Origin of the sequence: Caballeronia arationis (assembly GCF_001544975.2) — a bacterium.
Classification (GTDB): Bacteria; Pseudomonadota; Gammaproteobacteria; order Burkholderiales; family Burkholderiaceae; genus Caballeronia; species Caballeronia arationis.
In genome coordinates this window covers 1-10,447 of record NZ_FCOG02000173.1, presented here as the reverse complement: position 1 = coordinate 10,447, position 10,447 = coordinate 1, and the positions used below count along the sequence as shown (strand labels likewise).

Genomic DNA, 10,447 nt, shown 5'->3' with positions numbered 1-10,447 from the left:
CCAACGCGCCGTCGTTCGGGCACAGTCTCCACAATTTCCGATGCGCCGCTGGTCCTGAGCGAGATCAGCGTCTACCGGCTGGTGGAGCACGAAAATCCGAGGGCCGGAACAAACTGCACGTATCCATCGCGATCCGGCTGGACCATGCACACGTGGTCGCGCTGTTTCACCGGTATCGCCCGCTACTCTCGGCGATGCGCAAGCGCGCCATTGGACGCGGTGATCACTGGTCAGAGCGACGGATAAAAAATTTGGTTCCTCGGCGCAATCTGTGGGTGATTTGATGGGAATTGTGAGAGATTCGTCAAGACCAAAGAACTCGTTTGCATGGTCGTGAGCGCTCGAATGCCGCGCGCACGACCATCGCATAGCGTGGCAAACCGTCGTGGCGTCAAGGGGTCGCTGCGCCGGGCTAAAGCCCGCCCTTGACTCCTCAATTTCGTATGGTGTTACAGGCACGGACACGGCGTCGCGCTTGCGTGGATTTGCGCCATCGTTCACAAGGGGCAAAGGAATCGATAGAGTTTCTTGCAGGTGGCGTCGAAGGCGCTTTGGGCATCCTCGTCGAGGTGCCGGGAAATCAGTGGGCCACCGTATTCATGGATCTGGTTGAGAACGAGCGTGCGGGCATCCATCGCCGCCGCATCCGGGTCGTCGTGACGGACTTCAATGAGATGACCGCCAAGCATCCAAAGGTGATCGCGGTGGCGAACCAGCGTCTTGCGCGCATATCCCCGTGCAAGCAGGTGTCGCAGGAACGGGGTGAACACTTCGACGAGTGCCTGCCCGAGCGGAAGATCCTCGTTTTCGAAGCGCCATGATGCGGGCCAGTCCTGCAGGTCGGGCACGTAACGCGCCAGCGCATCCAAATCCGGGGCGACAATATCGGATTTGCCTTTGCCGCTGCTCCTACTGACCATGTTGCTGACCCGCCTGCTCAACGCCTGTCATCATTTTCCCGGTTTCGTTTATGAAGGGGCGCGACTGTGCGAGGCAACCCAGTCTATCGAAATCGAGGTACGGCCGCGCAAAGGTTCCAAGCCGATCTGCTCATGCTGCAACCGACCCGGCCGCGGCTACGATACGCTCGCGCAGCGTAGCTTCGAGTTTATTCCGGTCTGGGGCTTTGCCGTGTTCCTCCTCTATACCATGCGCCGCGTTGACTGTCGTGACTGCGGCGTGAAGGTCGAAGCGCTGCCTTGGGCCAACGGCAAGCACACGCTCACCCGCGCCTACATGCTGTTCCTGGCGCAGTGGGCTCGCAAGCTGTCTTGGAAAGAGACAGCACGAAGCTTCCGGACCAGTTGGGAGAAAGTCTTTAATGCGGTGGAATGGGTAGTCGAGTGGGGACTGACCCATCGCGAGCTCGGAACAATCCGCGCTTTGGGCGTCGACGAAATCCAGTATGGCCGCGGGCACAAGTATCTCACGCTGGTGTATCAGATCGAGGCCGGTTGCGTGCGTCTGCTCTGGATCGGACAGGAGCGCACGAAGCAAAGCTTCGCCAGGTTCTTCGCCATGATCGGAACACAGCTATGTGAGAAGGTGGAATTCGTCTGTTCGGACATGTGGAAGCCTTACCTCGAGATGATCGCGTTGCATTGCCCCAATGCGCTGAATATTCTCGATCGCTTTCACATCGTCGCGAAGATGAACAAGGCGATCGACGAAGTTCGTGCCGACGAGGCCCGGCGCATGACTCGTGATGGCTATGAGCCGGTGCTGAAGAAGTCGCGTTGGTGTTTGCTTAAGCGGCGCGAGAACCTGACTGACAAACAACGGCTGCGCATGCGCGACCTGTTGCAGTACAACTTGCGCACGGTGCGCGCCTGGCTATTCAAGGAGGAATTCCAGCAGCTCTGGGATTACATCTCACCTGTCTGGGCCGGCAAATTTCTCGATCAGTGGTGCACCGAGGTGATGCGCTCACGCATCGAGCCGATGAAGAAATTCGCTCGCACCGTGCGCGCACATCGGGAACTGATCCTCAACTACTTCCATGCGCGCAAGCAGTTCTCTAGCGGTGTCGTCGAAGGCTTGAACAACAAAGCGAAAATCACCATGAGAAAGGCGTACGGCTTTCGGACCTTCAGAGCGACAGAAATCGCGCTGTATCATGCACTTGGCAACCTCCCCGAGCCGCCAAGCACCCACACATTTTACTGACGAGGCAAAAATTTCTTCCTCGAGCGTCGCATGTACCTCAAGCGCGTCGCAGACGGTTCTCACATCAGGGCGCGCATTTCGTTGTGCTCAGGTGAGCTCTTGCTGAGAACATCGTCGTCGGTGGTGCTGCTGATACTTCCACGAGTAAGCGATCGCCGATCTGAACAGCATGTCTTCCGTCGACGACCGCTACGACGACGCGTTTATGGCGCTTATGCGGACGGTGCTGAAGCATGTCGCGGACGAAGAAACTGTGCTCGTCCTAACTGCGGAACGGCTGATTCCCGAACGTCTGACGGCCCTCGGCGTGGATATGACACGCCGGCGCGGCGAGCTCCTGCGGGGGCGGACGTTGCGCATGGCACTGAATTCAACCATTGCGCCTCCTGCGTCTCGTTTGGCCTCATTCCGCTTGCCTACTGTTCGGGTGCCCAAACGCGACGAATCGGCTCGCGTTACTGACGCTCTCACTGACCCGTACTCCCAGTACGCGTTCGCGCCGCTCACGCAAGAGAGAAAGCGCGAGCACCGTATTCCTCAGAGTTCGCTGAAAGAGCGCGCTTCCGTATTACCAATATGAAACCCATCTGTATCGAACACAGTTAATCAAAATGGTCGATTAACGGACGTGGCGCCGTCGGTTTAGGTTCGCCTAAGATTTTGATGGACATTTTTTCGACGCTTAGGTTGTTTGAGTCTCGATGCTCACTTAGTCCAGGCTAGGGAGAGTGGACGCAGGAGAGAGCATTGACCGAGGTCGAGTGGCGCAAAGCGAATTCACGTATCGAGGAGATTGTCTCGCGGACCTAGGTGTTTCTCGGAGAGCCATCGTCGCAAGCACACTACGGCGGCGAGGCGTCTTACTGGATGCGCGACATTGGGGGTCGCGGTTTGCTCGATCGTCTCATCGTTTTATAATGCGACGCTGGGCCCACAGATGAAGATCGGCAATGGAAGGGAAAACTCAGTTTTGCGTGCGTCGAGAGGGCGGCCGAGCGAGACTTTGCATCGGCAAACCGGTAGAGGATTGCTACAAGGAGGACATGGTGTCGTGCTTTCCGGAAACACTAAACCAACTTGCCGATCGGTGGACGGTTTTGATGAATCAGGTAAATCGCCAAATCGGTCCCTATCCGAGCGAACTTTATGTTGACGTTCGAACTTTCATCGACCAGACGGAGAGCATCGTCAAACCCGATCCATTCGAGCACGACGTGTTACGCACGGTTCGCCGCCTGGTCGAAGACGGAAAGCTAAAAATCGCGTTGTTTCGGCTGCGCGAGGTGATCGACGACCGACTCGAGGGGCGGAGAGATCGGCTACAGATTGAATCGCCGCCAGACGCTCGGGCCAAGCGGTGCTTGTAGCGGCGACCAAGTGCAAACTTCGTTACGCCGGAGCGCTAGCCCGGCTTCCTCCAAGTCATCAGGCAAATGCAATTGGCGATGACGGTCTATCGACCGAGGTCGTACGACGGAAGCGTGCCATATGTGCGAGGGTGGCTGAACGGCGCGGCGATCCCTGCCGCTATGGCAACGGATTGCGCGCGCGTCGCGGCTGACCTTCGCTGCGTCCCATAAGGGTCTGGTGATGCACAAGAGCATGTGCCAAGCAATGGGCGGCGTTGCTACGTCCTCGTGCATAGGCGTCGACCAGGGTGTTGCAAGGCGATGACGATGCCCTCCGACAAGCGTCGGTACGCTCGTACGGCGCTCTAGCTTTAGGGAGTTTTTTAGCGACTGCCGCCTCGTCGATGCTGGCAGCAGTCGCTGTTCGAGTCCTCGTGGTTTTGGAGTACCCTATCGAGAACCCTACCGAGAGCGTCTACCTGCACTCACGACGAGAACGGGTGCCGTCGATCTGGGTCGCGCATGCGGCCACGTCGCGCAAGTCGATGCTTCCGTTATCATACCTTCAGTCCCTTTCCGTAGTTCTGCCTCGCACCGGCGATGCGCACAATTTCCGTCTGCTTCATAGCTTGCGCACGATCCGGTCGGCTCGCCCGCTCCGCTCGGCTTCGTCGGGTCGCCACGCTTCGAGCGGAAATATCGCCCATTCTGCAAGCCTAGTTGGCGGATAACCTCGAGTGCCTTGATCCGGTTGCGGAACGCCCGCGGTCGGTGATTGCTTGAGGTAACAAGGACGGCGGTGCCTGCGTGCGGGTCTCCAGATCGATAAAGAACGGCCCGTCGTCTGCCCGAAGAATGGCGTTCAGCACGCCACCCGCCTGGGCGGCGGCGATTGCTTGTGACGCGCGAGCGTTTTCATAGCGCACTCAATACGGGGAGTCTTCCACGCGCAATAATATGGCGTGGCTTGAGAAGTTTAGTCTTGACGAGGATCGCGAACGAATGCGATCAGAGTTGCGGCATCAGTTGCCCGTGCTGGATACGGCTATTGAGGCAAGCAACATTGATAACTTCAGCCGACCTTCCGCGTTTCCCAGGCGAACTGAAAGTGGGTGAGTATGCCGAATACACGTTTGTGGGGATTGATGAGTGGTCGCATGTCGGCACTTAGCTGGGTGCTCGGAGCCGAGTGGGAAGTTGTACCGGGTTCGTAATGAGGCAGTGATACCCAATTCGGCCAGCATCCGGGCCAAGTCTTCACACGCGACGTGTTGCGCGCCGTCTGCTCACCTGCCTGAATCAGTTAAACGGCGAGCAATCCGGGTCCAGGATGCTCGAGCACGGCGACGCGATCGTCGTGTTGATCACGACCTGGCGACGCGATGGCCCCGAAAAGAAGCGGATGCTTTTACTGCTTGTCGCCGGGAATCTATAGAACGACGCTCTTTATGCATTCGATAGCAACAGTTATTGCCGTAATGCTTGTCGCATCCCTGCCTGAGTGCTAAGCAGTCAGCTTTTCGTGGCGAAAGCATGCAGTGCGGAAAGCTCACCCTCGCTCACCATGCCGCGCAATGTGTGCAAAACGCCGTTGATGCCACGGTCCGATATGCGTGCTTGCGCCGCAACAGCGCAACCGTGCGGATTGGAAACGGCGGGTTGAGCGGCACATAGGATAGGTCGCGATGCTCGTACTCCATTGCGCCGGGCAAAATCGTCGCGATTTGGCCGCGCCGGACGAATTTCAGCACGGCGCTGATCGAATTGACCTGCAGCAAAATCTTCGGCCTGATGCGATGGGCGCGGAAATGATCATCCACGTAGCCGCGCGACACGAAGTTGCTTGTGAGCAGCGCGAGGGGGACGTCCGCGAGTTGCCCAGGTACCACTGCGCACGACACCCGTGTAAGTGGATGCGCGCCGCCGGCGACGAGTGTCAGTCGTTCGGCGAAGAGCGGCTCGATATCGATTTCATCGGAACGCAAGTCGGAAAAGCCAATCGCGAGATCAATATGGTCATCGCCGAGCGCCACCTCGATCGCCTCAAGCGACATCTCCGTCATCTCGATGCTGATCGCGGGATGCAGGGTGCGAAACTGTCCAACGAGCGGCCCTACCAGGTATTCGGTGAAGGTAGGCGTGACGGCGATGCGAACATGTCCGCGCGAAAGATTGCGCACGTCATGCAGCGCCCTTCGGCCCGCGTCGAGATCGAGCAAGGCCCGTCGCGCATGTTCGATGTACGCAAACTCGAGGTCGGTCGGACGGACGACGCGACCGCGGCGATCAAAGAGTTGGCCACCCAGGTCGCTTTCGAGCTGGCGGATCTGTTGTGAGAGAGCGGGTTGAGAGACGTGCAGGGTCTCGGCTGCCCGCGTGAAATTCCCTTGCTCGGCGACCGCAATGAGATAGCGGATATGACGAAGTAGCACGCTCGTTTCTTCTCCGTAGCTTGTCTTTCGCTCTGATCCATATCCAATCTCGGACTCGGTCAATTGCCCTCGGCAAAATCGAAAGGATGCCACGGGGTTCGAGCGCTTGCTTTGGTTGGCGCTCTCGGGGAGAAACAGAATGGCCGAAGACCGATCCGATACGGCGCTGGTCACGTGCTGCGTGATCTCCTGCGCACCGGTCACGCGTTCACGTGGGCTTTCCAAACCTTGAGGTCGGCCGGTAGCGCGCGCCGAGACCGCAACCCTTACTTTTCGACCGTCATCAGCCCGCTTCTTCCGCAGCTTGGCGCGTTCGGAGCCATGCGCAAACGTCGCTCATATCGCATGTCAAATATATTTGACGTCCGATCGTGTTAGATCATGGAACGGAACTGGGACATAATCTTCGACGAGCTCAAAGAGCGGGGCTGCTTCCGCAGCGATGCCCAACTCGCGCATTATCTAGGCCTGACTCGGGCACAGATTTCTGCCTGGCGGTGCGGCAAGACCAAGCTCGGCACGCTCACCAAGATCAAGATGCTGGACGCCCTTGTTCAGGACAGTCTTCGGTCGATGATGCCGAACCTGTTTCCTGAACGGGGACGCGACAACGCAATGGAACTTCACCGAGCGCTCGTGGCCCGTGTCACCAGCAAAGAGAATATGAGCGAGCGCGCCATCGAGCGACCCGGCGACGAATCCGCAACCAATCTTCTTCTGGCGCGGCTTCCTGCAACGGCCCGCGAGCGGATCACGCCTCATCTGTCGACCGTGTCGCTGCCATTGGGGGAAGTGCTCTACGGGATTTGGTCCTCGCCCATGGCACCCACTGGAGCATCGTACCCTTGGGTGTCGCGCCGCGGGGTCTGCACATGGGGATGACGCAGGGCTTGCTGGCCAGGATGGTCGCTCAGACCGCGCCTGCGCAGCTGCGCGGCACCACGTCCGGTTTCTTCATCCTGCTCAGCGGGGTTGTTACGCTTGTGTCCAGCATTATCGCCGGTGCCTTGTGGGACCACCCGGTTGCAGCCGCCACGTTCGACGCGGGTGCGGCTTTCGGAGTCGCGAAAATCGCATTGTGTTTATGCGGACGCCAGCGCCGGCCGCGGTTGGCTGAGTCAGCGCGTTTTCAGGCCATGCGAAATTTGCGTCTTCGTGCGTTTCCGGCATTCGCAGAGGCTTGCTGAAGTCAGGGCCAACAACGGGAATCGACGGGGCGCCAACGAGAGCGCCCTGTTCTTCACCAACAGCTTAGTTTAAGTACGCTTCGTAGTCAGCCGTTGTGCAATAAACAAATCAACGGTGTGCATCAGCAGGTCTATCGGAGCCGGCTTGCGAAGGAAAGCAGCCCAGCAGCGTGGTTCATCCGGTGGTTCCGGCATTGCGGACAACATGACGACCGGTATCCCGGCGAGAGTCGGCTGGTATTTGAGACGGCGGCATAGCTCTGCGCCGTCCATTTCAGGCATTTGCCAGTCAGTGATAACGAGTTGTGGAATATGACGGGTGGCCTTCCGCAATGCGTCGTATCCATTGTCGGCAAGCACTACGTGATAGCCCTCGCTTTCTAGGACCAGTTGTAAGGCCCATCGGTTTTCAAGGTCATCGTCTACAAGGAGTATGGTAGACATTGCACGCCACCTGTCGCAGCATTGCCATAATCGTGCAAACGCTGTACCCGAATGGCCTGCTGCGGGGCCTAGGCGTTACCTGACTGAGAGTTGCGATCCTACCGACACGGCAACGACGGCACGATGCCTATGCGCAAATCTGACGCATCGCGACCGCATAGACGCCGGCACGCGGTCGGGTCGGCCGCAGTCCACTTCCTCTTCGCCGACCCGGTTTGGCCACCCTGGTTCCCGCGCGAGCTGTCGGTCACTGCGGGCCGAAGTCCTGTTTCTTCAGGGGCGTTTCCCCCACGGTCGCGAGGATAGAAGTAAGTGCTTGCATATCGACGGGTTTCGCCATGTGACGGTCAAAGCCAGCTGCAAGCGCTGCCACGCGGTCGTTCTCCGACACGTCTCCCGTCAATGCGACGAGCTTCAGATGTTTGAGCGCTGGCCGAGTTCGTAGCTCTGCCGCCAAAGTAAATCCATCCACATGGGGCATATTGACGTCGATGAATGCTACGTCGGGAGTAAATCCATCAAGGGCGGCAAGTGCCTCATCCGCGCTCGTCGCGGTGTGGACAACATGTGCATCAAGCCCAAGCAGAAGCGCCAGCGACTCCACCGTATCCCTGTCGTCATCCACCACGAGCACGCGGCAGGGCGCCGCGCAAGGTGCCATCCCATGAGGCTGCGTACCAGACAAGTCGGGGCCGCGCGACAACGGCAGACGAATGGTCACCGTCGTTCCCGAGGACGACTCGCCGCTTTGGACCGCGACGGTGCCGCCGTGCGCCTCTACCAGATATTTCACCAGGGCGAGCCCGATTCCGAGGCCGGCTTCCGTCGAAGGAGAGCGGCTACCACGCTGGGTGAATATGTCAAAGATGTGAGGCAACGCTGGCGCGGATATGCCATAGCCTTCGTCGGCGACGGTCATCAACAAGGTAGGCTCAGTCGACGTCCCGGAGGGGTCCGCCGGAACGTCTACAGCCGCGGTCAAAGCTATTTGGCTGCCATCTGGTGAGTACTTCGCGGCGTTGCTCAATACGTTGACAAGCACTTGGGTAATACGGCCGGAATCGACGTAAACCAGCACCGCATCGGACGGCGCGGTGACTTTAAGTATGTGCTTGCGCGCCTCCATTTGCGGCCGGACAGCGGCAATTGCATCATTCAGAATGTCTGCCAGGAGGCTGTTCTCTGGCCTGACCGTGACCTTGCCCTGCCGGATTCTGGACGCGTCGAACAGGTCGTCGACAAGGCGCTGTAACCTGTGGAGCTGACGTTCGGCAATACCGAGCGCCTGCTCCGCCTGTTGTGATTGGAGTTCCAGACGTCCCAGACATTTGATGGCGCTGTCGATGGGGGCAATTGGACTGCGCAACTCGTGGCTTAGTGTCGCTATGAATTCGTCCTTACGCGCCTCCGCTTCGCGCAGCGCGGACTGGGCAGTTTCGGCCTGAATGGCCCGACTTTCGGCGAGCGCCTTCATGCGCGCCACATGCATCGTCGCGCCGGTGAAATCTGCTAGGCTAGTGAGCAATCGCAGGTCCTCGGCATCGAAGCAAACTTCACGACGTTGCGACATCACCCAGATGGCGCCCCACGCGTCGTCCCGGACAGGAATTGGGACGAGCAACGCCTCGACTACCGGCGGGGACAGCATCTCGATGGATGGAAAGAAGCGCTGTGGCGTCCCGAAAAGCTCCGGTTTGCCCATTGCCAGCGTAACGCCGCACAGGCTGTCGTCGAAGGGCCGGTGAGTGTTGAGAAAAGGCACAGCCTGCCCCGCGAGAGCCGCCCACCGGAAGCTGGCAGGCCGGTCGGGCGGCGACTCTAGTACGCTGATGCCTGCGCTGTCCGCGCGACACAGCCGCGCGGCTTCGCGTGCAAGCGTATCAAACATCTCTGTGTCCGACGTGGCCAGTGCATGGGCGAGTTTGCCCAACACCTTTGCCTCTGCCTCATAATCAGGATGCCGACTGGACCTCGAATACAGTTCAGACGTTATGAGCGACTGGCGATGGGTCTCGCGGATGCTGTCCGGCTTCGGGATGGTCATAAGCTGAGTAAGGGTTTTCAGGAATGCGTTCCACCTCGGCGAGCCGGCGGTCCCGATTCGAAGGGCCCCACAACAATCATAGACGCTTGGGACCCGCATATTGGTCTTCATGGACCACGCCGGGTGCCTGTTCTGCTGAATGCGCCCGACACAATTGCGGCAAATGCGGCAACGTCACCTTGTGTTTGCGTGCCCTCACACAGCGCGGGGAAGAAAAGGGCAAACGCCTGAAGGCGTGGGCGGTTGTGAAAATCCACACACGGAAACATTCTTACGACGATAATTGACGCGTGCTCCGCCTGCCAAAACGGGAGAAGGCTTTCCGCGTTCAGCGATGCTATAGACGTGGAACTCTTTCGGGGGGCGACGTCAATCCGGGAATTCTCCTGTCGTCAACAGCAGCGTTCGCTTCGACCCCTGTTTTGCGTCAGCTTGTCAGGACTTCCTTGCCGGGCCGGTCACGGGATACATGGCGTACATCCCGGCCCATGACCACATAAACCGCGAACTCAGCTATTTTGCTACCGAGGCTGCGCCTCAGGCCGACGAGTGGTACGGGTGACTGTGGAGCGTTGGCGGTGTAAGGTGGCTCCGGTCGAGCCGGCTGGGCGTGCCCAGCGATGTACGAGCTCGAAGCTTAATGGGTCGGAAGACCCGTGGACGACCGGAGCCAGTCATGCCGTTATCATGTGTGAAGTTCTGCGCGCCCACGTCGTGCTCGAGAGCGAGTGCATCGACCGGATGTACCTGAACGTTTACGTGCCACAGTTGCAGCGCGTGGGCGGCGTAGTGTGGTACCTGCGGGGGCATCTCGGTCAGCGCTTC

At 59.1% G+C, this 10,447-nt stretch carries 9 protein-coding genes and 2 pseudogenes; 6 read left to right on the top strand and 5 right to left on the bottom strand.

Annotation, left to right across the window (positions count from 1 at the left end; translation table 11 throughout):
• Positions 1-246: hypothetical protein (locus AWB81_RS47525; protein WP_235026109.1), on the top strand; the 246-nt coding region annotated here is incomplete at its 5' end.
• 251 nt (positions 247-497) lie between these two features.
• Here the strand turns inward: AWB81_RS47525 and AWB81_RS37520 are convergent.
• Positions 498-920: a hypothetical protein gene (locus AWB81_RS37520; protein ID WP_062643060.1), complete on the bottom strand. Its 423-nt coding sequence runs from the start codon at positions 918-920 to the stop codon at positions 498-500.
• On the opposite strand from AWB81_RS37520, the gene AWB81_RS37515 reads away from it, so the two are divergent.
• The 3 genes from AWB81_RS37515 to AWB81_RS46605 all read left to right on the top strand — a co-directional run bounded on the left by AWB81_RS37515 (position 919) and on the right by AWB81_RS46605 (position 3,533).
• The gene (locus tag AWB81_RS37515; RefSeq protein WP_062643058.1) at positions 919-2,166 is read left to right on the top strand and encodes an ISL3 family transposase; all 1,248 of its coding nucleotides are present in this window, start codon (positions 919-921) and stop codon (positions 2,164-2,166) included. The two genes, AWB81_RS37520 and AWB81_RS37515, sit on opposite strands and share 2 nt — an antisense overlap.
• A 169-nt stretch (positions 2,167-2,335) precedes the next feature.
• On the top strand, positions 2,336-2,746 hold the full coding sequence (locus AWB81_RS37510) for a hypothetical protein (RefSeq protein ID WP_062643056.1): 411 nt from the start codon (positions 2,336-2,338) through the stop codon (positions 2,744-2,746).
• A 370-nt stretch (positions 2,747-3,116) separates the two neighbouring features.
• Entirely contained in the window at positions 3,117-3,533 is a 417-nt protein-coding gene (locus tag AWB81_RS46605) for a hypothetical protein (protein WP_062643054.1), read from the top strand.
• A 596-nt stretch (positions 3,534-4,129) separates the two neighbouring features.
• On the opposite strand, the pseudogene AWB81_RS47520 reads toward AWB81_RS46605, so the two are convergent.
• Both AWB81_RS47520 and cynR read right to left on the bottom strand, forming a co-directional pair.
• Positions 4,130-4,441, bottom strand: a pseudogene (locus tag AWB81_RS47520) (hypothetical protein); the annotation flags it as partial.
• 633 nt (positions 4,442-5,074) lie between these two features.
• The gene (gene cynR / locus AWB81_RS37495) at positions 5,075-6,151 is read right to left on the bottom strand and encodes a transcriptional regulator CynR (RefSeq protein WP_235026108.1); all 1,077 of its coding nucleotides are present in this window, start codon (positions 6,149-6,151) and stop codon (positions 5,075-5,077) included.
• A gap of 177 nt (positions 6,152-6,328) precedes the next feature.
• On the opposite strand from cynR, the gene AWB81_RS45255 reads away from it, so the two are divergent.
• Positions 6,329-6,829 (top strand): hypothetical protein, encoded by a 501-nt coding sequence (locus AWB81_RS45255; protein WP_062643050.1) that lies wholly within the window; start codon positions 6,329-6,331, stop codon positions 6,827-6,829.
• Positions 6,751-7,041: pseudogene (locus AWB81_RS37490) on the top strand (MFS transporter); the annotation flags it as partial. The gene AWB81_RS45255 and the pseudogene AWB81_RS37490, both read left to right, overlap by 79 nt.
• 162 nt (positions 7,042-7,203) lie before the next feature.
• On the opposite strand, the gene AWB81_RS37485 reads toward AWB81_RS37490, so the two are convergent.
• Together AWB81_RS37485 and AWB81_RS37480 are read right to left on the bottom strand one after the other, a co-directional pair.
• Positions 7,204-7,578 (bottom strand): response regulator, encoded by a 375-nt coding sequence (locus AWB81_RS37485; RefSeq protein ID WP_087135460.1) that lies wholly within the window; start codon positions 7,576-7,578, stop codon positions 7,204-7,206.
• Positions 7,579-7,825: 247 nt separating this feature from the next.
• Complete coding sequence (locus AWB81_RS37480) at positions 7,826-9,733, bottom strand: hybrid sensor histidine kinase/response regulator (RefSeq protein ID WP_087135459.1); 1,908 nt, start codon at positions 9,731-9,733, stop codon at positions 7,826-7,828.
• Positions 9,734-10,447 lie beyond the last annotated feature (714 nt).

What these genes read in the sequence shown, in the direction of transcription:
- AWB81_RS37520 (WP_062643060.1), bottom strand. Translation starts at nt 920, where the DNA reads ATGGTCAGTAGGAGCAGCGGCAAAGGCAAATCCGATATTGTCGCCCCG.
- AWB81_RS37485 (WP_087135460.1), bottom strand. Translation starts at nt 7,578, where the DNA reads ATGTCTACCATACTCCTTGTAGACGATGACCTTGAAAACCGATGGGCC.
- AWB81_RS37480 (WP_087135459.1), bottom strand. Translation starts at nt 9,733, where the DNA reads ATGAAGACCAATATGCGGGTCCCAAGCGTCTATGATTGTTGTGGGGCC.
- AWB81_RS37515 (WP_062643058.1), top strand. Translation starts at nt 919, where the DNA reads ATGTTGCTGACCCGCCTGCTCAACGCCTGTCATCATTTTCCCGGTTTC.
- AWB81_RS45255 (WP_062643050.1), top strand. Translation starts at nt 6,329, where the DNA reads ATGGAACGGAACTGGGACATAATCTTCGACGAGCTCAAAGAGCGGGGC.
- AWB81_RS37510 (WP_062643056.1), top strand. Translation starts at nt 2,336, where the DNA reads ATGTCTTCCGTCGACGACCGCTACGACGACGCGTTTATGGCGCTTATG.
- AWB81_RS46605 (WP_062643054.1), top strand. Translation starts at nt 3,117, where the DNA reads ATGGAAGGGAAAACTCAGTTTTGCGTGCGTCGAGAGGGCGGCCGAGCG.